Origin of the sequence: Allopseudospirillum japonicum (genome assembly GCF_900108915.1) — a bacterium.
In the GTDB taxonomy this organism is placed as follows: Bacteria; Pseudomonadota; Gammaproteobacteria; order Pseudomonadales; family Halomonadaceae; genus Pseudospirillum; species Pseudospirillum japonicum.
Genome location: NZ_FNYH01000007.1, coordinates 23,672 through 49,808, shown reverse-complemented (window position 1 = coordinate 49,808; position 26,137 = coordinate 23,672). Strand labels below are relative to the sequence as shown.

At 47.7% G+C, this 26,137-nt stretch carries 19 protein-coding genes; 6 read left to right on the top strand and 13 right to left on the bottom strand.

Annotated features, from left to right (window positions below):
- Positions 1–3: 3 nt before the first annotated feature.
- The 11 genes from BMX05_RS07700 to BMX05_RS07650 all read right to left on the bottom strand — a co-directional run bounded on the left by BMX05_RS07700 (position 4) and on the right by BMX05_RS07650 (position 15,905).
- On the bottom strand, positions 4–1,221 hold the full coding sequence (locus tag BMX05_RS07700) for a type II secretion system F family protein (protein WP_093309661.1): 1,218 nt from the start codon (positions 1,219–1,221) through the stop codon (positions 4–6).
- A complete protein-coding gene (locus tag BMX05_RS07695; protein ID WP_177166836.1) occupies positions 1,218–2,459 on the bottom strand; it encodes an ABC transporter ATP-binding protein in 1,242 nt (413 codons plus the stop codon). Before BMX05_RS07695 ends, BMX05_RS07700 begins: the two co-directional genes overlap by 4 nt.
- The gene (locus BMX05_RS07690; RefSeq protein WP_177166835.1) at positions 2,446–3,276 is read right to left on the bottom strand and encodes an ABC transporter permease; all 831 of its coding nucleotides are present in this window, start codon (positions 3,274–3,276) and stop codon (positions 2,446–2,448) included. The genes BMX05_RS07695 and BMX05_RS07690 overlap by 14 nt, the downstream gene beginning before the upstream one ends.
- Positions 3,270–4,241: a GDP-mannose 4,6-dehydratase gene (locus BMX05_RS07685; RefSeq protein WP_218139008.1), complete on the bottom strand. Its 972-nt coding sequence runs from the start codon at positions 4,239–4,241 to the stop codon at positions 3,270–3,272. The genes BMX05_RS07690 and BMX05_RS07685 overlap by 7 nt, the downstream gene beginning before the upstream one ends.
- Before the next feature lie 63 nt (positions 4,242–4,304).
- Positions 4,305–5,291: a GDP-mannose 4,6-dehydratase gene (gene gmd / locus BMX05_RS07680; protein ID WP_093309648.1), complete on the bottom strand. Its 987-nt coding sequence runs from the start codon at positions 5,289–5,291 to the stop codon at positions 4,305–4,307.
- Positions 5,292–5,297: 6 nt separating this feature from the next.
- Positions 5,298–6,464 (bottom strand): glycosyltransferase, encoded by a 1,167-nt coding sequence (locus tag BMX05_RS07675; protein WP_093309646.1) that lies wholly within the window; start codon positions 6,462–6,464, stop codon positions 5,298–5,300.
- A 77-nt stretch (positions 6,465–6,541) separates the two neighbouring features.
- The gene (ileS, locus tag BMX05_RS07670; RefSeq protein ID WP_093309643.1) at positions 6,542–9,373 is read right to left on the bottom strand and encodes an isoleucine--tRNA ligase; all 2,832 of its coding nucleotides are present in this window, start codon (positions 9,371–9,373) and stop codon (positions 6,542–6,544) included.
- 39 nt (positions 9,374–9,412) lie between these two features.
- The gene (gene ribF / locus BMX05_RS07665; RefSeq protein ID WP_093309638.1) at positions 9,413–10,417 is read right to left on the bottom strand and encodes a bifunctional riboflavin kinase/FAD synthetase; all 1,005 of its coding nucleotides are present in this window, start codon (positions 10,415–10,417) and stop codon (positions 9,413–9,415) included.
- A gap of 370 nt (positions 10,418–10,787) precedes the next feature.
- A complete protein-coding gene (locus BMX05_RS07660; protein ID WP_093309632.1) occupies positions 10,788–12,128 on the bottom strand; it encodes a DUF1329 domain-containing protein in 1,341 nt (446 codons plus the stop codon).
- A 36-nt stretch (positions 12,129–12,164) separates the two neighbouring features.
- Positions 12,165–14,135: a DUF1302 domain-containing protein gene (locus BMX05_RS07655; protein WP_093309627.1), complete on the bottom strand. Its 1,971-nt coding sequence runs from the start codon at positions 14,133–14,135 to the stop codon at positions 12,165–12,167.
- A 51-nt stretch (positions 14,136–14,186) separates the two neighbouring features.
- A complete protein-coding gene (locus BMX05_RS07650) occupies positions 14,187–15,905 on the bottom strand; it encodes a fatty acid--CoA ligase (protein ID WP_093309622.1) in 1,719 nt (572 codons plus the stop codon).
- Between the two features lie 282 nt (positions 15,906–16,187).
- Here BMX05_RS07650 and BMX05_RS07645 point away from each other — a divergent pair, with 282 nt between their 5' ends.
- The 6 genes from BMX05_RS07645 to panD all read left to right on the top strand — a co-directional run bounded on the left by BMX05_RS07645 (position 16,188) and on the right by panD (position 23,044).
- A complete protein-coding gene (locus BMX05_RS07645; protein ID WP_093309619.1) occupies positions 16,188–18,650 on the top strand; it encodes a methyl-accepting chemotaxis protein in 2,463 nt (820 codons plus the stop codon).
- Between the two features lie 188 nt (positions 18,651–18,838).
- Positions 18,839–20,161: a polynucleotide adenylyltransferase PcnB gene (gene pcnB / locus BMX05_RS07640; protein ID WP_093309615.1), complete on the top strand. Its 1,323-nt coding sequence runs from the start codon at positions 18,839–18,841 to the stop codon at positions 20,159–20,161.
- Positions 20,162–20,171: 10 nt separating this feature from the next.
- Positions 20,172–20,678, top strand: coding sequence for a 2-amino-4-hydroxy-6-hydroxymethyldihydropteridine diphosphokinase (gene folK / locus BMX05_RS07635; RefSeq protein ID WP_093309612.1), 507 nt, complete (start codon positions 20,172–20,174; stop codon positions 20,676–20,678).
- Positions 20,679–20,940: 262 nt separating this feature from the next.
- Complete coding sequence (gene panB, locus BMX05_RS07630) at positions 20,941–21,735, top strand: 3-methyl-2-oxobutanoate hydroxymethyltransferase (protein ID WP_093309610.1); 795 nt, start codon at positions 20,941–20,943, stop codon at positions 21,733–21,735.
- Positions 21,732–22,580 (top strand): pantoate--beta-alanine ligase, encoded by an 849-nt coding sequence (gene panC, locus BMX05_RS07625; RefSeq protein WP_093309608.1) that lies wholly within the window; start codon positions 21,732–21,734, stop codon positions 22,578–22,580. Before panB ends, panC begins: the two co-directional genes overlap by 4 nt.
- 83 nt (positions 22,581–22,663) lie before the next feature.
- The gene (gene panD / locus BMX05_RS07620; RefSeq protein WP_093309605.1) at positions 22,664–23,044 is read left to right on the top strand and encodes an aspartate 1-decarboxylase; all 381 of its coding nucleotides are present in this window, start codon (positions 22,664–22,666) and stop codon (positions 23,042–23,044) included.
- An 86-nt stretch (positions 23,045–23,130) separates the two neighbouring features.
- Here panD and BMX05_RS07615 read toward each other — a convergent pair whose 3' ends face one another.
- Entirely contained in the window at positions 23,131–25,194 is a 2,064-nt protein-coding gene (locus BMX05_RS07615; protein ID WP_093309603.1) for a putative bifunctional diguanylate cyclase/phosphodiesterase, read from the bottom strand.
- 3 nt (positions 25,195–25,197) lie between these two features.
- Positions 25,198–26,055 (bottom strand): transporter substrate-binding domain-containing protein, encoded by an 858-nt coding sequence (locus BMX05_RS07610; RefSeq protein WP_177166834.1) that lies wholly within the window; start codon positions 26,053–26,055, stop codon positions 25,198–25,200.
- Positions 26,056–26,137 lie beyond the last annotated feature (82 nt).

Below are 26,137 nucleotides of genomic sequence, written 5' to 3'. Positions count from 1 at the left end.
TCCTTAAACCTGAATATTGGTGAGACTAAAGACCGCAGAAAGCATGGATACCACCACAGCGCCAACCAGTAAGCCAATACCAATAATCACGCTGGGTTCAACCAAACTCACCAGATGCTTAATTTCGCGTTCCACTTCACGTTCGTATTTGTGTGCAGCCTTACCGAGCAAAGGCGCCAGTTGGCCAGATTCTTCACCGATAGCACTAAAGTGAATCAAGGTATCTGCTTCACTCACGCGAAAATCTTGCGCTAATTCAGTTAACGCCTGGGTTAAAGGGCTGCCTTCACGTACGCCTTGTTCAACTTTCAGCCATGCCTGATTTAAAGCGGTATTCCCTATTACTTGGCGACTAATTTGCAATGCCTTGAGCAAGGGCACCCCACCGGCCAAAAGCACTGCCAGCGTATTGGCAAGACGTGCCAGTTCAATACGCCAGATTAAAGAACCAAATAAAGGCCAAGCCAGTTGCCAACGGTGCCAAGTTAACTGGCCTTGACGGCTTTGCCGCCAAAAATGCCAAACCAAAATCACCCCAGCTAGCGCGCCACCAATCCAAGCAATATAGGTTTGCATCCACGCACTCAAACTTAATAAGGCTTGCGTACTTGCAGGAGGTGCTTGCCCCATATCACTAAACACATTGGCGAACTGAGGCACCACATAGGTCATCAAAACCACCACAGAACCTAACCCCACAGCGAATAAAATACTTGGGTAAGTCATGGAAGATTTGAGTTGTTGGCGGCTTTGTTCCATCGAGCCTAAAAAATGCGCCATCTTGCTCATTAAAGTGGCTAGATTGCCTGATTCTTCGCCTGCGTAGACCATGCTAGACATCAAAGGCGGAAACAACTTGGGATAGCTTTGTAAAGCTTGTGAAAAGGTCATGCCCTCTTTCACCATGCGGCGCATTTCGCGCGTGGCTTCTTGTAAAGCTGGACTGGCTGTTAGGGTGCTTAATAAGGCGAGGGCTTTATCTAAACTCATTTTAGCATCCAACAAGGTCGCCAACTCTTCGGCATACATTGCTAAGTGCTCGCCTTTGACGCCTTGACGCCCATAAGAACGCGCCCACCAAGGGGTTGCTTGCGCTTGCACCTGAATCGGCAAGCAACCACTTTGTTGCAACATATTGAGGACTTCTTGGCGATTTTGCGCCTCCAAGGTACCAGAGATTTTTTCCCCTTGTGCATTGATCGCTTGATAAGCAAACTTCATAGCAAGGCCTGCATTTGAGCATGAAGATTACAAAGGCCAGCAAATTCTTGCCCGTGGACCCCTGAGATATGAAAACTCACCGCACCATCTATCCAGAAATAACAAGTATCCAAATGATGCCGCCCTGCATGACATGCCAAGGTTAAAGCATAAGCACCAGGGGCCAGATCCAACGTCAGCTGATAAATCAAGGTGCAACTTTGCCCAGCTTTAAGGGAGAAGTTTTGTCCAAGCAAATGCGAATTCGTACCATAGACATCAATCCCGAGACGATCACGAATCAAAATCCCTAGGCTCATATCTTCACAGGCTTGCTGTGCCTCTAGTTGGATATGAATTTGTATTGGATCACCAGAAGTAAACTCAGTTTCAGCCATACCCTCTAGATTCTGGGGGTCTGCTGGCTGATGCAAACGTCGCATTTGGGCATTCACTAGGCGAATTACTTGCGAACCATAGCCTTGCTGGCGCTCACGTCTGTGGGCTTGTTGGTCTGCATAACCAGCGAGTAAACTGGTGTAATACTGAGTTGCACTTAATGCATCTCCTTGATAGACAAGCTCGCCTTGCTCGAGCACCAGTGCACGTTGGCATAGACTTTTCACACTATGCAAGTCGTGGGAAACCAGTAAGAGGGCACCGCCTTGTGCTTGAAATTCACGGATTCTCTGCACACATTTTTGCTGAAAATAACCATCTCCCACTGCAAGGGCTTCATCAATGATAAAACATTGAGGTTGCGCATGTAGCGCCACTGCAAAACCTAAACGCATCAACATCCCAGAAGAATAGGTACGCAAAGGGGCTGCAAGTGCCTCTGCAGGCAACTCGGCAAAATCCAAAATAGCGGCTTGGCGCGCTTTAATTTCTGCTGGTGTCATCCCTAACAAAAGCGCATTAGCATACAGATTTTGATAGGCATTGAGTTCTACATCAAACCCAGTCCCCAATTCCAATAAACCGGTAATGCGTCCACTGGCGTGTATGTGCCCGCTATCTGGCAATAATACCCCAGCGATCAGTTTAAGCAGGGTCGATTTGCCCGCACCATTGCGGCCTAAAATCGCCACACTCTCCCCCGCGTGGACTTGCAGGCTAATCTGATCTAAGACCCTTTTATTGGTATGTTGGCAGCGACCACTTAAGGCTTCTACGAGGGCAGAGCTGGGTTTGGGATAGACTTTAAAGTCTTTACTCACTTGATCTAAAGTCAGTACAGGCGTTTTAGATGTGGTCACGTAAGGCTCCTTGTAAACGCTGTTTGAGCGCACGCGCGCCCACTAATAATGCCAAGGCGGCACCACCTAAAAGACCCAACACCCACAAGGAAGGATGTTGTTGATACAAAACCACATCTCGGAAAGCTTCTAGCAGGGGATACAAGGGGTTGAGGTACAAGCACCAACGCCAAGTCTCTGGCAAGATATCCGGCACATACACAATGGGGGTCATCCAAAAGCCCAGCTGTAAGAGCACAGGGACTAGCTCACGTAGATCACGCAAAAAAACCCCTAACATGGCGGCAAGTAATCCCAATCCCAAAGCCCATGCCAATAAAATCCCCAGCAACACAGGCAACCACAGCCAGTAAAGGGTAATACTGACACCAATAGAGGTAAGAAATAGCGCAAATAATGCCATCGACAGGCTATAAATCAGGCTTTCTGTCAAGGGAATATATAAAGGCAACACCAACAAGGATAAGGGGATCTTATGCAGCAAGTGCGCCTTGTGTTGGTAGACACTGGCCACCCGTGCTAAACAAGCACTAAAGGCCACCCAAGCCAACATCCCTGTGGTTAAATACAGGCTATACGCATAGGTCGGCGCGATCCCTACTTGACTGGGAATGGCATCCAAAGGAAGACGTGCGCCCATAATATGCGCAAAGACAAAAATAAAAATCAGGATATTGACTAACGGCTGAATCAAAGCCCAAAGGCGGCCAAAGACAGAACCTGTATAACGTTCGATTAACTCTTGGCGGCTAAAGTGCCAAATCAAGCTCAGCTGATGCGCTTGCAGCCGAGGCAAATCAAGCCAGCGTTTTAACATGAAATTTCCTGTGCAATCTGCCAACGCCAATGCGCTAATAACGCCTGTAAACATTGCTCCAGAGGCACTTGCGCTCGCCAGCCAAGACTTTGCAGCCTTTGGTTATCGGCACAGACACGCGCAATATCACTCGGGCGCAAGCGTTGTGGGTCTTGGCGTTGCTCAATTGGTATTTTGGCGTGGGCTTTCAGCAGATCCAGTAAGTTTTGCATCCTATGTGCTTGCCCAGAAGCGACATTCACCGCATATCCGCTTGGTACTTGTCTGGCCTGCTGCAATAAGAGTACATACGCAGCGACCACATCTTGTACCGCTAAAAAATCCCGCTGCGCGCTCAAATCACCAACCTCTAACACAGGTGCTTGCAAACCCGCTTCTATACGTGCAATTTGACGGGCAAAGCCCGATAAGGCATACGCTGGACTTTGGCCCGCTCCAGTATGATTAAAAGCACGTACGCGAATAATCTGTAAATCGCTGGTGTGTGCGTGTGCATAAGCGGCTAAATCTGCGGCGGCTTTGCTGGCAGCATAAGGATTTAAGGGCGCAAAAGGGCTATTTTCCTGCACGGGTTCACCATTTTGGAAGCTAGACCCATACATATCCGCTGAGCCAATTTGTAGCACAATCGCTTGCGGTGTGTGTCGTGCCAGTGCTTCCAACAAATAGCGTGTCCCGTGGAGATTGACAGCCCAAGTACGTTCTGGCTCGGCAAAGCTGGTAGGCACATGGGCTTGCGCGGCCAGATGTAATACCGCCTGTGGGCGTACTTTGGCAACCAGTGCCTCAACTGAGGTCGCTTGCGTCATATCCAGCGCATGCCAACAAATATTGGTGGCCTGCAACCCTTGTGGTATCACACGCGCACAAGCATGTAGTTTTGCTTGCGGCCACGCCTGCTGCAAGCTTGGTAAAGCCACACGGCCAACAAAACCGCTAGCCCCAGTGATTAAAATTGAACGCATAACATCTCTCAAGGCTGTTTGGCTTTGCCAACCTATGCCTTGGCCTAGGTTGGATCACTTGTGCTATTTCAGTGATGCAAGACGTGCTAAATCGGCATCGACCATTTCACAAATTAAAGATTCTAGGCTAGTGCTTGGCGTCCAACCGAGTTTCTGCTGGGCTTTGCTGGGGTCACCGAGCAAAATATCCACTTCCGCAGGACGGAAAAACTTTGGATCTATCACCAAATATTGATCCATCTCTAACCCTACATGCGCAAACGCAATCCGGCACATATCCCGCACCGTGGTAGTGCGTCCGGTGGCAATTACAAAATCTTCTGGGGTTTCTTGCTGCAGCATCAACCACATCGCTTCCACATAATCCCGCGCATGGCCCCAATCACGCTGCGCGTCAATATTGCCCAAACGTAACTCATGCGCCAAACCCAACTTAATTCGAGCCACTGCATCCGTCACTTTACGGGTAACAAACTCTAATCCACGTAAAGGCGATTCATGGTTAAAAAGAATCCCGCTACACGCATACAAACTAAAGCTTTCGCGGTAGTTCACTGTCATCCAATGCGCATACAGTTTGGCAGCCGCATAAGGAGAACGTGGGTAGAAAGGGGTGGTCTCGCTTTGCTGGGGTTCTTGAATCAAGCCATACATCTCTGAGGTAGAGGCTTGATAAAAACGCGCCTGTGGACGAATTAAGCGGATAGCTTCCAATAAATTTGCCGCACCCATCCCAGTGACTTGACCTGTCAGCAACGGTTGATCCCATGAGGTTTGCACAAAAGATTGCGCACCTAGGTTGTACACTTCATCGGCTTGTGAGTTTTGTAATGCACGGATTAAGCTGGAAAGATCGGTTAAATCCCCTTCCAAAAGCTGCACTTGCTCAAAAATCCCCAACCACTCAAGGCGAGTGAAATTGACTTCTGAGGTGCTACGTCGCGGGCTAAGGCCGTAAACTTTGTAGCCTTTGCTAAGCAAAAGCTGCGCCAGATAAGCGCCGTCTTGACCGGTAATCCCCGTAATCAGTGCAGACTTATTGGTTTGCATAACATGTTATCCTAGTGGTGATTCATACACACAATGCTGGGCGATTAAAGCTTGCATTGCCTCAATAAAATGCTGATGTTGAAATTTTTCTGCTTGGATACGACAAGCACGCGCAAAGTCTGCGTAGTCTTTTGCCTGCCAATGCCTTCGTTCTGCCTCTAATGTCGCTAAAGCGGCATTCAGCGCCTCGGGCGTTTGCTGCCGATAAAGATAACCTGTGTGACCATCGCGGATACTTTCACTTAAGCCGCCGCGCCCATAGGCAACTACGCAGGTTCCTAGCGCTTGAGCTTCCACGGGCAAAATACCAAAATCTTCTTCCGCAGCAAAAATAAACGCCTGTGCACGCGCAAGATAATCTTGCAATTGCGCATCCGCTTGATAACCCAATACCTGAATATGTGCATAAGGGGCTGCCAATTGGCGAATCTGTGCCAGTTGCGGCCCCTCACCAATCACAATCAGCGTACGTTCTGGATGCGATTGAAAAGCACGCACAATCAAGTCGATTTTTTTATAAGGGACCAAGCGCGAAGCCGTCACATAAAAGGATTCACGAACGCCTAAATTCACCGGTAGATTCGCCACCGCCACCGGTGGATAAATCACATCAGCCTCGCGCCGGTAACACGTACGAATGCGGCGCTGGATATAGGCAGAATTGGCAATAAAAGTATCCACACGGGCCGCGCTGGCATAATCCCATAAACGCAATTTATGCAACAGATAACGCACTAAAGCACTTTTTAATCCAGAAGTCAGGCCAGATTCTTGCAAATATTGGCCTTGTAGATCCCATGCGTAACGCATAGGGCTATGGCAATAACAAATATGCGTTTGATCTGGTCCAGTAATCACCCCCTTGGCCACGGCATGACTAGAAGAGATCACCAAATCAAAGCCACGCAAGTCCCATTGCTCAACTGCAAGCGGCATCAGTGGCAAATAATGGCGGTAATGCTTGCGTGCTTTCGGCAACTTCTGGATAAAACTGGTCTTTGCTTTGCGTTGGCCTAACGCCTGCCTGTCTGCCTCATTGAGAAAATCCACCACACTAAAAATCTGTGCTTGTGGAAAAATTTCTAACAAGGCGGCAAGCACACGCTCTGCCCCTGCATAAGTGACCAGCCAATCATGCACCAAGGCCACTTTCAGCCGAGTCAATTGCGACATGGATCCTTTCTCTTCAGTTGCACTAAAGCGCTGGGTTGCATCAGCAACCCAACCAACTTGCTTAGATAGATGGCTAATTAGGCGTACTGTCGGGTTTCGCCCGGACCTTCCGGCAAATTAGCCACACAACGGCGACAAAGTTGCGGGTGCTGTGGATCTTGGCCCACATCTTCGCGATGGTGCCAACACCGGCTGCATTTAGCATGCTGGGAATTAGCAACCACGACTTGCAAACCGGCCACCTCGGTTGTGCGTGCATCTGCTGGCGCTTGTGCCAAGGGGGCTAAAGTCACCTCTGAGGTCAGCAAGACAAAGCGCACCTCATCCCCTAAACGCGCTAAGTGTGCTTGCAGGGTATCATCCACATACAAAGTCACTTCTGCCGCTAAGGATGCCTTAATCAGTTTCTCGCTGCGGGCATCTTCTAAGCACTTATTGACGGCTGATTTCACATTCAGGATATGCGCCCAGAAATCCGCATCAAAATCACTAGTGTGGGCTTCTAAAGTGAACAAGTCTTGATACCAAGTGGTGAGGAAAATGCTTTCTTGTTTTTCCCCGGGCAAGGATTCGTACATTTCTTCCGCAGTGAAACTTAAAATCGGTGCAATCCAACGTACCAAGGCTTGCGCAATATGATACAGGGCCGTTTGACAAGAAAGACGCGCGCGGCTATTTGCTTGGGTCGTGTATTGACGATCCTTAATGATATCCAGATAGAAGCCACCCAGTTCATGCACACAGAAGTGATGCACTTGTTGATAGACTTCAAGGAAACGGTATTCTTGATACGCGGTTTCTACTTTCGCTTGCAAGCGTGCTGCGGCATCTACGGCCCATACATCCAAGGCCAACATCTGCTCAGCGGGGACTTGATCACGCGCAGGATCAAAACCATTCAGGTTAGCCAGCAGGAAGCGCCCCGTATTGCGAATTCTGCGATACGCATCTGCGGTACGCTGCAAAATTTGTTTAGAGACGGCCATTTCTCCCGAATAATCGGTGGAAGCCACCCATAAACGTAAAATATCCGCGCCTAGGGTATCTGTTACCTCTTGCGGGGCAATCACATTCCCTAAAGATTTGGACATTTTGTAGCCTTTCTCATCTACGGTAAAACCGTGCGTGAGCACTTGCTTATAAGGCGCACATCCATTGATCGCAATTGAGGTTTTGAGCGAAGATTGGAACCAACCTCGATGCTGATCTGAGCCTTCAAGGTATAAATCTGCAGGGAAGTGTAATTCGCTGCGATGACGCAAAACCGCATCATGCGTCACCCCAGAATCAAACCACACATCTAAAGTATCTGTGACTTGCTCATACTCGGCGGCTTCTGCACCTAAAAGGTCTTGGGGATCTAGCTCGAACCAAGCATCTATCCCGTCCACTTCAATACGTTGGGCGACAGCTTCAATCAGTTCTGCGGTTTTTGGATGTAGCTCACCAGTTTGTTTATGGGTAAAGAGGGTAATAGGCACACCCCAAGTCCGCTGACGCGAGACACACCAATCTGGGCTTTGTTCTAGCATGCCTTGGATACGATTTTGTCCCCACTCTGGGAACCAACGCACCCCTTCAATCGCTTGCAAAGCCGTTGACTGTAAGCCTTTGGCCTGCATGGAAATAAACCATTGCGGTGTGGCCCGATAAATCAACGGGGTTTTCGTACGCCAACAATGTGGATAAGAATGTTGGAAGCGTTTCAGATGTACCAATTTGCCCGCTTGCGTTAAAGCATCACACACAGGGGTATCAGCTTTATAGACATGAATCCCTGCAAAGGCACCGGCTTGCGCGCTATAAGTGCCATCCGCTTGCACTAGATTGAGCGTGCCGAGTTGATAGGCTTGTCCAACGAGGAAATCCTCCATCCCGTGATCCGGTGCCGTGTGTACTGCACCTGTCCCTGCCTCCAGGGTGACATGCTCGCCCAAAATTACAGGCACTTGTTTTTCCAAGTACAAAGGATGTTGCAAGCTTTGGTGTTCTAAAGCACGTCCCTGACAACGCCCCAGCACTTGGTATTGCTCTACATCCCAACGCTGCATAATGCTTTCGAGCATCTCGGCTGCGAGAATCAAGGCTTCTGGCCCTTGGCCCAAGTCGACGGCCACCAAGGCATATTCTAATTCTGGGTTGAGGGAAACCGCTTGATTGGCTGGAATCGTCCACGGCGTGGTGGTCCAAATCACTACAGAAATCGGCCCTTGGACTGTCTCAGTCGCCGCAAAGCAGCTGGCGACTTGCTCAGGATGGATACAAGTAAAACGCACATCAATCGCGGTCGAGGTTTTTTCTTGGTATTCCACCTCAGCTTCTGCAAGGGCGGATTGACCGACCACACTCCAATAAACCGGTTTGTATCCTTTGACCAAATGGCCTTGCTGCACAATTTTACCCAAGGCACGAACAATATTCGCCTCAGTGGCAAAATCCATCGTCAGATAAGGCTTTTGCCAGTCACCGAACACGCCTAAGCGGATAAAATCGGCTTTTTGTCCCTCGACTTGCTCGCGGGCGTACTCACGGCATTTTTGGCGAAACTCACGATAAGGGACTTTATCCCCTGCGCGCCCAATCAGGGTTTCCACCTTGTGTTCAATCGGCAAGCCGTGACAATCCCAGCCCGGCACATAAGGCGCATCATAACCGGCGAGGGTTTTAGACTTTACAATCATATCCTTGATGATTTTATTTACTGCATGACCGATATGAATATTGCCATTGGCATAGGGAGGACCATCATGCAAAACAAAGCGCGGGCGTCCTTGGCTGGTTTCACGGATTTTTTGATACAAATCCATTGCCTGCCAACGTGCAAGGCGTTCTGGTTCACGTTGCGGCAAATTACCACGCATCGGAAACTGGGTTTCCGGTAAATTGAGTGTGCTTTTATAATCAGTCATAACCTAAATCACAGCCTTTATTTATCAGTAGGAAACTTTTCAATACGCTAGCGGTGCCGAAGCTAAAGGAGGGTGTGCCCAAAGATTGACCGAGGCAGACGGTTGTACATGCATCGCCTTGTGTGCGTCAAAATAATCCCGTGCACTTTGAATATCTGCATAGATTTGCTGTTGCAACTGGTGTAAATCAGCAAATTTTTGCTCCTCACGCAGGCGCGCGCAAAAGATTACTTGCAAACGTTGACCATAAAGATGGGCTTGTGCATCGAGCAAATGGACTTCTAAACGTGGCACCAAGCTATCCACACTGGGGCGAAAACCGATATTAGCCACCGCAGGCCATATTTGATCGTCAACACGGGCTAGCACGGCAAACACGCCTTGCAAAGGTAACACAGGATGACGTAAGGCGATATTCGCGGTCGGCACCCCCCATTGGCGGCCTAATTGCCGGCCATAGATAACTCGGCCACTGATTTGATAGGGGCGTCCCAACATGACGGCAGCTTGTTGTAAATTACCTGAAGCTAACAGGGTACGCACCCGGGTACTTGAGACACGCTCATCGGCGCGCATAAAGGTGTGGGTATGGGCTACGTCAAAGCCGGCATCTTGCCCGACCTCTTGTAACAAATGGAAATCTCCCGCGCGGTCGCAACCAAAACGGAAATCATCACCCACCACCAAAAATTGAACCCCCAAACCATCCAGTAAGACGTTTTGAATAAAAGCCCGTGCATCCAGTCCGCGCAACCTTTGATTAAAAGCTAAGCATAACAGGCGATCGATCCCTTGCTGTGCCAGCAATTGGTACTTATCACGTAACAGACTTAAACGTGCAGGCGCTTGGCGCCTAGCAAAAAACTCGCGTGGCTGAGGCTCAAAGACCAAGACACAGGTCGGTAAATTGCGTTTTTGTGCCTGTTGTTTGAGTTGTGCAAGGACGGCTTGATGACCTAGGTGGACGCCGTCGAAATTACCCAAGGTCGCCACACAGCCTCTATGCTGAGGACGTAAATTATGTAAGCCGCGTATCAACTCCATAAGGGCTGCCTATGACTTGTGAGAGTGTAAAAGCTCAATCGCAAACTTGAAAGGCAGGGATTATAGCGCAAGGCAGGCCAAGGATTATACAAGCAGAAACGGACTGGAGAAGACACAAGGGGTTTTCAACAGGGCACACACTCTGCACTGCTAAGGGGAGCTTAGGGTTTTTCTTTACGGTACTAACAGCTTGGTTTGGGGGCTTATCAGGCAGGATTCCGCTTTACCTCCCCCCTTCACAGAGGGAGGCGTTTTCTTCTGAATCGGGGAAGGCCGCAAACTTTACACGAAACGCACCATTGCAGTGTAACAAATACACCTTTTCGGTGCGCAACACAAAAGTCTCCACGCGATCAATAACTAGCCCCTGTTAACGGCTACCAGCACGGCGCAGCGCGCTTGGCGTGTAATCGTTTTTATCGCTTTGGAAACCAAAATCATAACCTTGAGAATCGACACTTAAACCTGTTACCAAATAACGCCCATTGACTAAATCGTACAAGGTTTCTGCTGCATACCAAGGGATTTTCACATCATGGAAATACACGCTATGGCCTTCTGCAACCCGCCAGAGTTGGCCACGGCTATCATAATGATCTACGAGTGCAAGTTGGTAGGTATCTTCATCAAAATACATCACACGTTTGGCATAAATATGCCGCATCCCTGTATGAACTTGGCCTTCCACCTCCCATACACGGTGTAGCTCATAACGGGTATGCTGAGGGTTTAAATGCCCAGGATGCACCACATCCGCCACAGTTAAATCCTTTTGCAACAGTTGGTACGCATTGTAAGGAATGTATAGCTCGCGCTTGCCTACGAGCGTCCATTGGTACCGATCTGGCGCACCATTGTAAAGATCGAGATTATCTGAGGTTCTTTGCCCATCGGCAGCCGTTCCCGGACCATCATAAGCCACTTGGGGCGCACGACGCACACGACGCTGGCCCGCGTTATAAATCCACGCACGCCGCGGTTCTTTGACTTGGTTCATGGTTTCTTGCACCAGCAAGACCGTCCCTGATAAACGCGCGGGTGCAGTCACAGACTGCATAAAATAAAACAGGGTATTGTCTTGCACATCAGCGACAAATTTAAACTTTTCCTGCATTTCTACCGGCGTATACTCGCCATTGGCTAGCGGGATCACTTGCATAATTTCCCGCTGAGCCCCTTCCCCTCGGTAACGGGTCGCATGATTCCACACGAGTTCGACCCCAGATTTTGGGATAGGAAAAGGAAAATATTGCTGAAAACCTGTCACCCCATTGCCCCCATCCACCAACTCAGCTTGGGTAGCATTGGCTTTCACCACATCGTAAACCGCTTGCGGATACGCTGAGGTGCGGTGGCTGGGATAAATTGGCATTTTAAAAGTGTCTGGATAGGTTTTAAATAACGCGATTTGTCCCGCAGATAATTTATCCTTATATTGCTGGTAATTATTAGCATCAATCACAAATAAAGGTGTTTCTTCTGCAAAAGGATGCGCATAACCTTGTTGATAATTACCTTGTGCTTGGCTTAATCCCCCCGTCCATGCAGGAATACTGCCTTCAGCATTGCCAGCCATTTCCGCGCCTATGGGAGTTAAACGGGTTCCTAGGGCTTGCACCTCTTGTTCAGATACTTTCGCTTCTAAAGATCCACTCACCAAAAGACTGACAGTGATTGCTTTAATTGCAAATAGATGCGTGATTTTAGCCATTGTGTAACACTCCCTACTTTCTTGTTATTTTATTTGTTAGTAGCTCATACCTAGGCTGATGGCGATAAAATCTCTATCGTCTAAATCCCAATAATCGGTTTTTAAATACTCGGTATAACTTAAGCTGGCCTGATAAGTGTTTAAGTATTCTGCCGCCAATGAAAGCCCGATAATTTTACGGCCTTCATAAAATTGCGCGCCTGGCTCAGGGCCATAGCCTTGCACATCATGCGACCAAGCTAAGGTGGGCTTGATGGTCAAACCGCTGACCCACTGATTGGGATATTCCAAAGTAGCACGTAGACGATACCCCCAAGAAAAATCCGTGACATAGCCTTCAGAACCATAAGACCCATAAATACTTGAGCGCCCAAAACGGATTTGGCTTTGGTCAGGTAAATCCCCCACCCAAGTGAAGCCTACTTCCCCGACTAAACGTAAGTTATCCGCCGCCAGCACGCGATTTACATCATGGATCAAGGTGGTTTGTAACTGAGTCACAGGCAAACGCCGATAGCCTTCTACCTGAGTCCCACTGGCGAAAGCACGCACTTCCTCCGGTAAGCTATACCATAAAGAGGCATTTGGCCCTGCACTGGGGTTAGACACAAGATAAGGCGCTGCCCGTACCAAAATATCATTGGCATTGATCTGGATCGGTTGATCTGGGCGGTAACTCACTTCTCCAGACCAAGCGGTGCCCGTCGGTAAGGAGGTAGCAAAACTCATCCCATACACTTTAATATCTTCAGGATAAGCAATCTGGTATTGGGATTGTGTGCCTGCACTGGGGTCTTGCGCATTGGGCTGCCCTTGGCTGTTCGGGGTATTGGTGCCCAGCACACCATTCACATAAGGTAAGCGGCTATGATAGTTCAGATGATAGAAACCAAATTCCGTCCCATGATTGAGTGCCTCAGCATACCAACGTAGAGCAACCCCATATTGACCAGCATCTGACGGCTTTTGATCAGGCCCACGCGGTGCCACCAAGCTTACCCCTTGGCCTACAAGCGCTTGCACTTGTTGCGCAGCCCCAAGTAATAAGGGTAAATCTGGGTGATCTGGCTGGGTAGCGGCCAACGTTTGGATTTGTGCTAAAGAATAGCCCGTATTTTTTTGCACTAGGCTATTTTCAATCGCAAGTTCTGCAATTCCTACCTCGTTGGCCATTTCTGTATAACGCGATCCGCCAAAATACACAGGGCCGCAGCCTTCTGCAGCAAAATCATTATTTGAAAAATACGTACCGCAGGCATCAGGGCGGGTTTGCTCCCACTTTAACTGGTAGAAACCCTCTAAGCTCCAAGCATCATTCAAGCTTAAAGAAGCAGATAACATAGCAACCGGCAACAGGCCTTCTTTCAGTTCTGCCCCTGGCTTACGTAATGCCGGCACATCGACAGGGTTAATACTATTGATCCCCCCTTGGATAAAGGTGCTTTCCCCCCAGTTAAGGACATGACGCCCAAGCTTGACTTGGGCCGGTTGATCAGCAATGTCCAATTCATGCCAGAGATAAGCATCTAGTAGCTCTACCCCGCCTTTAGCTTCATCAAAACTGCGCGCATATTGCCAAGTATTCATCTGACCATAGGCAGATTCTCGATCCAGATGATCCAAGGCGGCATCGTACCAATAGCGGACGCCAAATTTAAAACCTGTCATCTCACGACTTAGGTTTAATTCGTGACTACCTTTAATCACCAAGGAAAACAATTCGCCGGTGTCATAATTTTGATTACCATCATCTGTGTTATTGGTTTGTTGCCCTGCTAATAAGGGATTGACTTGTGCTGGTGCTAATAAACTGCCTTGCTGTAAGGTGCCTGCGCCTAGGTAGTCAGAATTGCGGTCTCCTGCTCGCCAACTCGCCCCCACACTGATTTGTGAGTTCAATTGGGCATCCCAAGTCCCTAACTGGAAATCTCCCGCAAATGCTTGCCCACCTTGGGCAGCCAGTAGGGCCAAGCTGAATGCACTTAGCTTTGATTGATGCAAAGACATAAGTTACTCCCTCTTTTATTCTTATTGTTAGGTTAGCGTTCTGGGTATTGGCTATTCGTGGGTACTAATAAAACTTGCAGCTCCAATAGCCTGAGTATCCAACTGGCGACGAATGCGTTTTTTATCCAATTTGCCCACACTAGTTTTGGCAATTTGTTCGACACAATGGATTTGGCTCGGGATAGCCCATTTAGGTAGGTGGCCTTCACTGACTGCTTGTTTGAGATGCTGGCGAATCTCTGCGGCACTGGGCGCTTGATCTGGTTGATGCGGCACAATTAAGGCTACCGGGCGTTCTCCCCATTGAGGATCAGGCACGCCCACGACAGCCACTTCTAACACTTGTGGATGCTGGCTGATCAAATTTTCCAGCGCAAGGGAAGAAATCCATTCACCGCCGGTTTTAATCACATCTTTAATACGGTCATGGATTTGCACCCGCCCATATTCATCAATTGAAGCAACATCCCCCGTATGCAACCACCCATGCGCCCACAAATGCGTACTGCTTTGGGGATCTTTGAAATAAGCCTGTGTTAACCAAGGGGCACGCACCACAATTTCGCCCACGCTTTGGCCATCATGGGGTACAAAATGCCCATCCACATCCATTAAGCGCAAATCCACCAAGGGTACAGGGCTACCGGTTTTAGTACGCCATTCCAACTGTTCCTCAAAATCTGCAGCCCGTACTTGCGCAGGTAAAAACGCGGCGGTCAATAAAGGGCAGGTTTCTGACATCCCATAAGCTGCACGCACATCAATATTCATAGATTTTGCTTTGCGCGCCAGCCCTTTTGGCAAAGCACTTCCACCGATAAGCACCCGCCAGCCGTTAAAATCCATCTCTTGGGCTTGGCTCAAAATCATGCTTAAAATCGTGGGCACACAGTGAGAAAAATCCACCTTGTGCTTTTGGATCAGTTCAAGCAACACTTGGGGTTCATAACGCCCTGGATACACTTGCTCACACCCCATCAAGGTTGCAGAATAAGGTACCCCCCACGCATGGACATGGAACATAGGGGTAATCGGCATATACACACGATCCCCGTGTAGTAAGTCTGTACTTGGCGCCTGCAGCACATTGACTTCATTTAAAGTATGCAAAACCAGTTGCCGGTGCGAGAAACACACCCCTTTAGGATCTCCCGTGGTGCCTGTGGTGTAAAATAGGGTAGCAATCGCGTTCTCATCAAAATCTGCAAACTCGTAGCTGGCAGCAGAGGCGGCTAATAGAGCCTCATACTCGCCAACATAAGGCAGGATCTCGGTTGCTATTTCTGGCGTATCAGTTAAACGAAGATAACCACGAATGGCCGGTAACTCTGCTTGCATAGGCGCAAGCACGGGCGCGAAATCATCATGGGTTAAAATCCAAGTATCTTGCGCATGTTGTAAAGTGTATAAGATTTGCTCAGGTGCAAGGCGCACATTCACCGTATGCAAGATGGCCCCGAGCATGGGAATCGCAAAAAAGCTTTCTAAATAGCGATGGCTATCCCAATCCAAAACCGCCACCGTATCCCCTGCACGCACCCCAAGATCAGTTAAGGCATTGGCGAAACGGCACACTCTTTGATAAAGCGTTGGATAATCATAACTTTGCTGATCACGATAGATAATGCGATGTGGGCCGCCGGCTTGCACGCCAGATTGCAAAATACGCTTAATTAACAAAGGATAGGCATAGGCCGAATCCGTCGCTTGCAGGATTTTGGGTTGCGGTGTTGCGTCAGCAACTTGGGTAGAAGATAAAGACGTGGGCATACTCACTTTCCCTGATGCAGTGCATAGTTTTTATTATTAAGCACTGAATATAGGCGAGTTTAGCGCCTTGCCCATCCGCTGAAAGAGTGATTTCTTGCCAAAAAGCCGCCGTGCCCGCCTCGTAGATCAGTTACCCTGTTTCGCAAAGTAACACTTTATGCTAAAGGCTTGATATAGGTTTTGTTAATATTCGTACATTTCCGGTAGGATTAGCCTTCTAGCTTGTGCCCGCTTTGGTGGTACCTTCTAGGCTTTTTTTCGTTATGGAGCGGCGTTTTCATCATGTTTAAACATCTCAAACTACACGGCAAACTCTTTTTGCTGGTGCTGAGCATAGGGTTAGTCTCTTTAATGAGTGGCGCTTTTTATGCGTACTTAGTCGAACAAGATCTTGCCCAAAGCACACTGATCGAGCGCCGCCAGTTTTTAATCAACGAGGTCGAGCGCCGCTTAACCAAAAAACAAGAAATTGGCCTCACCAATGCCGTGGGTTTAACCACAAATACCGATTTGCATACCGCTTTGCTGCAATATGATCGTGATTTAGCCGCCCTTGCGCTTGAACATATTGGCGAGTTATACCGCAATAATACCAATTTTAAAGGCATCAAAATTCACCTACACACGGCACAAATGCGCTCTTTTGTGCGTAGTTGGGATTTAAATGCCTTCGGCGAGGATTTAGGGAAATTTCGTGCCAGTGTGCGCCAAGTGAACCAGAATAAAAAAGCCTTGGTCGGTTTCGAGCTGGGACGTGATGGCGCCATGATACGCGCTTTGGTGCCTTTAACTGAGGGCAACCAACTGCTTGGCACCTTAGAATTTATGCAAGGGGTAGGCAGTATTAGCCGGGATTTTGAACAAGATAGCCGCTTTTATTTGATGCTACTGACCCAAGAGGCCACCCAAATTGCCACCAAAGCCGCTAACAACCAAAAAGTTGCCGGTTTACCGGTTGCCAATAACAAATGGTTTAGCGATAGCACCCTAGCTGCCGCTCGTAGCTTAGAAGCACACGCCTTGCTCCAGCAAGAATATGTCTTGACCGATGCATACTTTGCCATTCGTCTGCCGGTGAAAGATATTGAAGGCCAAATTATCGGTTGGCATATTGTCGGTGAGCCACGCCGTTTTATTGATGCGCAATTGCAGGAAGTCCAGCGTTTAAGTACCTCTTTTCTTGGGCTGATCGCTTTGATGCTCATCGCGACTATGGGCTTTATTTTCCTTGGCATTCACAAGCTGGTGATTTGCCCCTTGGGCTACATTAGTACCGGCTTAAATGGCTTTTTCGAATATCTTTATCAACAAAGAAACGAGGCCAGCCGTGTCACCTTCCGCGGTAAAAGCCCCGAAGGGGCGGACGAACTGGCGCAAATGGCGCGCTTAATTAATACCAATATTACCCAAGTCGAACGCCAGTTTGTGCAAGATAAACAAGTGCTGGTCGAAGTGGAAGAAGTGGTGCGCCGTGTCGATGCCGGTTTTTATGCCTATCGTGTGCATCAACAAACCTCTAACCCACAGTTAGATGCCTTGCGGCAAATCTTGAATAATATGCTCGATTCCAGCCAGCTACATTTTGAGGAAATTCTCGCTACCATCTTATCCTTTGCTGAATCTAATTTTACTTCTCGTTTGGCCGTGCATGGCACTTCTGGCAAATTAGGCAGCCTGATTGCCGCGGTCAATACGTTAGGGGTGAGTATTTCTGAGCTGATGGCCATTATTCAAAATACTGGGGTGATTTTGCGCCAAGGGACAACAACCCTAGCCGATTCTGCCGAGCATTTGCGTCAATCTTCACATAAACAATCCGACATGATCCAGATCACCCATGAAGCCGTGCAAGAAGTCACCGCTCATATTCAGCAAAGTGATCACAAAGTCGGCAGTATGCAAGATCAGGCAGAAGTGATGAGCCAGTTAGCCAAAAAAATTGGCGAGATTGCCGATCAAACCAATTTATTAGCGCTCAACGCTTCCATTGAAGCGGCACGCGCCGGTGAGCATGGCCGTGGTTTTGCCGTGGTTGCCACCGAAGTACAACAACTTGCCGTCCATACCCAAGAAGCCTTAGCAGAAATTAACCGCAATCTTGGCGGACTGATGAAATTGGTGGCAGATATACGCACTGCCTCAAGCAGTCAACTGGAGCACATGGAAAAACTCACCCAAGTGGCCGACGAGCTTGCACAAATCAATATGGAAAATTCTGCTATTGGCGAGCAGGTGTACCAAATGACGGGGGAAATTGATCAAAGAGTCGCCAGCTTAGTGAATGTGGCTGAGCAAACCCGTGCGTTAAAACGTCCCACAGATCAAGTCTGTGATGTGGATTTAGTCTTTGAAATCAATAAAGTCAAACTCGAATACATCTGTTTTAAAGATGAGTTATTAACCCAACTCACCCAAAAAGATCGCTTACAGCAAGCCTCGCAAGATCAGTGCCCAATTCGCGCTTGGTTGCATCGAGATAGCCAAGATCCACGCCGCCAGCGCTGTGAAGCTTGGCAAAATCTTGTGCAGACTTATCAAAAGCAAGCCGATTTATGCGCCACCTTGATTCAGGCACGTCAAGCCGGTGAACGCTATGAACAAGTCCAAGAACTAATTAAGAATGTGGAAAAAGGTACAGATAGCTTGTTTGATGCTATTGATCGGGTCAAAACCCAAGAATGCCGCCAGCGCAATCTAGAATTAGAAGCACGCTGCCAGCAAGCACGGCAAACTTCTGCGCATTAATTCACCTGCCTGTTGCCCATCAGAAATCCTCTCGGCTTGTACTCTACTTGTAAAAGTGCAAGCCGGTATCAGCAACAAACCTATATCACAAACCAATTTTCGGTTAATCTTGGTGGCTTTCCTCAGGCACTTTTTGACCTGTAATTTTATTCTATGGCTAAAATGCCTTGCGTAAGTTGAAGAGATTGATGACTCACCCTGCTGAAATTCAAGTAATTTCCCCCAAACAGCACCCGATACGTCTGCGCCATATCAGCGAAGCAGCGTTGAAAGTCTTACATGGCTTACATCAAGCCGGCTATCAAGCCTACCTTGTCGGTGGCGCCGTACGTGATCCTTTGCTCGATCAGCAACCTAAAGACTTTGATGTAGCCACAGATGCGACCCCAGAACAAATTAAGCAAGTCTTCCGTCACGCACGTTTGATTGGGCGCCGCTTTCGGATTGTACATGTGCGTTTTGGCCGCGAGACGATAGAAGTCACCACCTTTCGCGGTGCACCAGAAGCCGACACCCACCCGCATCACCAACAACTTGCTAATGGCCTTTTGTTGCGCGATAACGTGTACGGTTGTATTCAAGAAGATGCACTGAGGCGAGATTTCACCGTTAATGCCCTGTATTACAATCTGGCAGATGCTTGTATTTATGACTATGCACAGGGTCTGCAGGATATCAAAGCGCGTCAATTACGCATGATCGGTGACCCTGAACAACGTTATCGTGAAGATCCTGTGCGTATGCTGCGCGCGGTACGTTTTGCGGCCAAATTGGATTTCACTTTAGAAGCCCAGACGCAAGCCCCCATCAGTGCGTTAGCCCCCTTACTGCTGCAAGTATCGCCGGCGCGTATGTTTGATGAAGTGCTTAAGCTTTTTCTCTCTGGCTATGCCTTGCTTTGTCTGCGCTTATTGCGTGAGTACGGCTTGTTTAAAATGCTTTTTCCTGCAACAGAACAGGCTTTCCAGCATATCCCCCATACTCTGGCGTTAGTAGAAGCGGCTTTGCACAATACAGACCAGCGCCTAGCAGAAAATAAACCTGTGACTCCTGCCTTTTTATATGCAGCCCTCATTTGGCCGGCCTTGCTCCATTTGCTCAGTAAGCGTCGCCTCAGCCTAGCCACCATGAAAATGGAAACCTTTCATGAGGCAGCGCAGATTAGCCTACAAGCTCAAGCCCAACACACCTTGATTCCGCGGCGTTTTTCCACCCCTTTGCAAGAAATTTGGACTTTTCAACTGCGCCTACCACAACGCCACGGCAAGCGCGCTTGGCGTTTAATAGAACATCCACGTTTTCGCGCTGCTTATGATTTTGTGTTATTACGCGAGCAAGCCGGCGAGGATTTACAAGGCCTTGGCGCTTGGTGGACGCAATTCCAGCAAGCCCCCGCAGAAACCCAAGTAGCTATGGTCAAAGCCTTGGGACCAGCCAATAAAAAACCCCGCACTAAAAAGCGTAAAAAACGGGCACGGCCGGCGGCTAAAACCACAGCCCCTTCCGCTTGAGGAGCATAAGATGCAAGATGCGATCACTTATATTGGCTTAGGTTCTAATCTAGGCGATAAGCAAGCTTATCTCAAACAAGCGCTCGCTGCGATCAATGCCCACCCTCAGATGCAAGTACTTGCGGTGTCGCCTTTTTTCCGTAGTGCACCTGTCGGCGTTTTAGAGCAGCCTGATTTTGTCAATGCCGTGGCCCAAGTACGCACGCACTTAGCCCCCTATGACTTGCTTGCGGCCTTGCAAGCAATTGAAAACGCACAGGCACGCGTACGTACCCAAGTGTGGGGGCCTCGTACTCTGGATTTGGATATTCTTTTATATGCGGATCTTGTGTTACAAGATAAAGACTTATGTATCCCTCATGCACACATGCGCACGCGTGGCTTTGTACTGTTACCACTTTACACACTTAACCCTGAGCTTTGTTTACCAACGGGGGAGCTGCTTTGTCAGCTTTTATCGGAAATCGATACACAGGACCTACAGATGCTGAATAATCTTGCAGATTGTGTTCAATAAAGAGTAAAGTAACTTTCTCAAAGTGCCTGCGCTTTTATCGTGCACTGGATGAGTAAAAGTCACCAAGCGTAACACCTAGCAGCAGGTGCTTGGTGCAAGCTAATCCATGTGCACCCCCTTGGTCATTGGCGAAACTCAGGTACTTTTATCAATTTGTAACAGAACACTGTAACACTTCGTGCCCACCTTTTCGCTTGCCTTGTACTGGTGATGTGCAGGCACTCAAGGGCCACCTTTAACCTGAAAGAAGTGGATCGTTTTTATGAAGACCCTCACCCTGAGCACCCTGAACACGCTCAAACGTAATGGGGAAAAGTTTTCTTGCCTAACCGCCTATGATGCAACCTTTGCGGGCCATGTAAGTGGCGCTGGGGTTGAGGTCATTCTGGTTGGAGATTCCCTCGGCATGGTTTTACAAGGCCATGATTCCACCCTACCTGTGACCTTAGAACACATGGCGTACCATGTTGCTTGTGTGAAGCGTGGTAATCAAGGATCTTTGATTATGGCGGATCTTCCCTTTATGGGAAATGCAAGTCTGCCTGAACTGCTCAACAATGCCGCAAGCTTGATGCGGGCAGGTGCTCACCTGATTAAGATTGAAGGTGAAGCTTGGTTGGCAGAAGGGATTCGAGAATTAACACGGCGTGGTATTCCCGTATGTGCACATATGGGTCTGACACCGCAAACGGTCAACCAACTCGGCGGCTATAAGGTGCAAGGTCGCGAACCAAGCCAAGCCGATGCCATTGTTCAAGCCGCTAAAGAGCTAGTAGACGCTGGGGCGAGTATGCTGTTGCTAGAATGCGTGCCCACCAGCCTTGCACAAGCGGTTACTCAAGCAGTCCAAGTGCCTGTCATTGGCATAGGCGCTGGCCCGCATACCGATGGCCAAGTGTTAGTGTTGCACGATATGCTCGGTGCCACCTTGGGACATACGGCCAAGTTTGTGAAAAACTTTATGGCAGAAGCCCCAAGTATCCCAGAAGCCATTGCCGCTTATCACCAAGCCGTTAAATCAGGACAGTTTCCCGCTGAGGAACATACTTTTTCATGAATACAGAACACAGCATTCAAGGGGTCCGTGCACAAATTCAGCGCGCCCGCAGCCAAGGAAAACGTGTGGCCTTAGTTCCCACAATGGGGAACTTACATGCGGGTCATATTCAGCTGGTCAATACTGCACACCAATGGGCTGATTTGGTGGTCGTGAGTATTTTTGTCAATCCGCTCCAGTTTGGCGCTCATGAAGATTTAGAGGCTTATCCACGGACCTTGGAAGCCGATCAAGTCCAGCTTGTGGATGCCAACTGTCATTTATTATTCGTTCCCAGTGTCCAAGAAATGTATCCCCAAGGGATGCAAGATCACACCCAAGTCCAAGTTGCCGGCGTCAGCCAAGGGCTTTGTGGTCAGTCGCGCCCGACGCATTTTGCTGGTGTGGCTACGGTGGTCAGTAAGCTACTTAATATTGTGCAACCTGATGTGGCACTTTTTGGTGAGAAGGATTATCAGCAATTAGCAGTGATTCGTAAATTGGTTGCTGATTTAAATATGCCCATCGAAATTCTTGGGGTGCCCACAGTACGGGATACTGATGGATTAGCGCTGAGCTCACGCAATGGCTATTTAAGTCCACAAGAACGCGCACAAGCCCCCGAGCTTTACCAAGCGTTACAACAAGTGGCCCAAACACTTAAAGCAGGGGCAGAAATTGACCAAGCCCTCCAAGTGGGTCAACACGCCTTGCGCACTTGGCGTCTGGACTACTTAGAAGTCCGGCAGGCACTGACCTTAGCACCTGCACAAGCAACAGATACCGAACTGGTGATTTTAGCGGCGGCCTATCTAGGCAACACCCGCCTGATCGACAATTTACAAGTAACATTGATCCCAGCCTAAAGTTACGGCATACTGCCCGACTTAGTTGCGCCACCGCAGCGCGCGCGGCTTCTAGGATCAGGAAAGACGAAAGGTTCAGCATTATGCAAGCAATTATGCTTAAAGCCAAACTGCATCAAGCTCGAGTGACTCATGCAGTTTTAGAATATGAAGGTTCATGTGCTATTGACGGCGATTTACTGGATATGGCCGGTATTCGCGAGTATGAACAGATTCAAATTTACAACATAGAAAATGGCGAGCGTTTCACCACTTATGCGATCCGTGGTGAAGAAGGCTCAGGGATTATTTCTGTCAATGGTGCCGCAGCACACTTAGCAGAAGTTGGCCAACGTGTCATTATTTGCGCCTACGCCAATTATAGCGAAGCCGAGTTAGTGAACTTTAAACCTGCCTTGATTTACCTGACTGAAGGTAATCAAGTGACTCATACTAGCAACGCAATTCCTGTCCAAGTCGCTTAAGCCACCCAGTGGCTGCTGTGGCCTATGCCAGCTAAGTGATCTATCAAAAAAGGCGCTATTTGTAGCGCCTTTTTGAGCTAGTATGCTTAATCTATCCCATGGAAAACTTGCCGCTCAGGTGCTTGAATCACCCCTTGTAAAGGCTGAGGCTTGCCATACAAATACCCCTGCAAATAATCACAGCCAAAGTTCGCTAGCGTATGGGCTTGCTCTTCCAGCTCAACGCCTTCTGCAACCACCTGCATCCCCAGATTATGCGCCATACGAATAATCGAATGCGTCAGGGCCAAATCCCTCCGGTTGCCTAGCATTTCACGAATAAATTCGCGATCCATCTTCAAAGTATCAAAAGCAAATTGTTTGATATAAGAAATCGCCGAATATCCAGTTCCAAAATCATCAATAGCGATTCTAAAGCCTAAAGATTTTAAATGTTCGATCCGTTTTTGTGCAGCATCTTGCTGCATAATCAAATTACGTTCGGTGATTTCTAATTCAATTTGCTGTGAACTGACTCCGGTTTGGAGCATTTTCTCATTTAAGTAGGTAACAAAGTTATCCGATTCAAAATGCTTGGGAGAAATGTTAATTGAATAAATTAATCGATTTTCTTTCCCATATTGGGCTGCATGTTTAAATGTTTCCTCGATCACCAAACGCTCAATATCAAAAATAAAGCTTGTTTCTTCTGCAATAGGAATAAAGGTCGCTGGTGACACAAAACCCAAAACTGAACTTTGCCAACGAATTAAAATTTCCACTTTTTTTAATTGGCGTCCTTGTGCACTGACAATCGGTTGATAATACAGTATCAACTCGTGATGCTTTAATGCATTAGGCAATTCCCTTTGGACTTTCAACTGTAATTTAAGATCTTGTTCATAATGTTGCTGATAAAAGCAGATAGAACCTCGTCCTTCTTTCTTAGCATGATATAAAGCAGCTTCTGCTTTTTGTATCAAGGCTTCTGTACAGCTTGCATCTTGCGGATAGATAGCAACACCTAGAGAACAACTTATTAAAACTTCATCTCCTGTATTGCTAATTTTAAAGGCAAAATCTTCCAATGTACGCAAGCGCTGTGCTTGCAATACAAGTTTCTCCTTATCAAAAACGCCTTGATTTTCTTCAAGCGTCAAAATTAAAATAAATTGATCTGCACTATAGCGAAAAACCCGACCAAGTTGCGTTTTCTGCAAGCGTGCGGCTATTTCTGCCAACATTTTATCGCCAATCACTTGACCATAAGCATCATTAATGGCTTTAAAACTATCCACATCAAAAAATAATAGTGCAAAATATGGATCTTCTGCTGGATTGGCAATATGTGAGCGCAGATATTTAAATAAACCATTACGATTTGCTATTTTTGTTAAACGATCATAGTTCGCTTCTTGCTCTAATTGTTGCTGATAATCAAGTAAACGCTGTTTCTCATAAATCACGTTAGCGCGTAGCCGATTCAAACCATCAAGTACACTGGCTAATTCATCTTGGCGGGGTGTTCTTGCTAAAGTAAAAGGCGCTGCCAGCTTATCAGACTCATGACGCACCTGGGCTGCCAAGGCCGTAATATGTCGGGTAATTTTTTGATGAATTAACCAGAGCATTAATAGACTGAGCACGAGTCCACTCACCCATGCATTAAAAAACACTGATGCGGCTGTTGCCGTGTGTGCTTGTTGACTTTGGGAGTTAATAAATAAACGTAGCTTACCTATCACCTGTTCATCTTGGGCACTTTGTAGGATAAACTCATGTATTTGATGCACCTCGGACACCTTGCCCCGCTTTAACACGACAAAAGGAGGCGCTTCTATTTCTACAGCTTCCACTAAATCTAAGTTAAGCAAACCTTCGACTTGGGAGCGGATTAACTTATCATCAAAGTTCCATACACTTGCGTATAAAGCATCTAAATGCGCATACTTTACATTATGTAATAGTTGCTGATGCGCTTGTTGGCGTGCTTCTTCATCTTGTAAGTAAGCAAACCAACCCATGAGCATAGAAACAATAAATCCAAAAGTTAAAATTTGCTTAAAAATAGAATAAGTGAGTGGATATTCACGCTTTAAATAGAGCCAACGCATATATTTGTGTTTAAAAAAATTTTGAGATATAGCCTGATGTGCATAAGATGCTTTCATAAGCTAGTGAATCCATCGATCAATAATGGCTTGATAGGCAGGTGTTGCTTTAAAAGCAATCAGGCGCTGTTCATATTCCTGCGCAATTTTTGGCAAATCCGGATAATGCGAGGCACGTACAAATGGCATCGGATAATCTTTCACCGCAACAATTTGCGGATAATAAGTTAATACATCCTGTAAGCCTAAACTTCTAATGAGATACAAGCCTGGCACCCGCTTTGCCAACACTAAATCCACTCGACCTGCAGCTAATTTTAGCAAGTTATGCTTCAAGGAAACCGCCCCTTCTAATTGCGGATTTAAACCTTTGGCAGCGGCTAAAGTATCCCCTTGAAATACCACGCTCGCATCTTTATAGGGAAAAACTTGCCAAAATTCAGGTACGTAGGAGTTTCCGTTAATAATCCCCACTTTCATTGCTGGCAAACGTTGATCTTGCAATCCTTGGAAATCAGCCAATTGATTGCTTCTGCGAGTAAAAAAAACCAGCTCACTGCGCCACATAGGCGTTTGCGGATAATAAAGATAAGGCTCGCGTGCCTGTTGACGACTGGTAGTGAGTACAGCATCTGCTTGTCCAGTTTCTACTTTAGCCCAAGCACGTTGCCAAGACGTGAGCTCGAATTGTACTTCCAGCCCCATTTGTTCTTGCAAAATATGACGTGCAATTTCAATATCGATACCAACTGCTTGTCCGTCACGCAGAAACTCATAAGGTGGAAACTCTTCTCCGGTAATGATCAAAGGGCGCGCTTTTGCAGCTGCGACCATGACAAAGCTTAGAATCCAACCCCAAACAAGCACTTTGATATACTGGCTTAATGTGTTGTTAAAGAAAACTTTTGCGATTGTGCGCACTTCACCCCACCTGAGAATAGGTATCCTCTTATAAACAAAGGAAATCAATGCCTTCCTTAGCTTGATTGCGGCCAAGTTAACA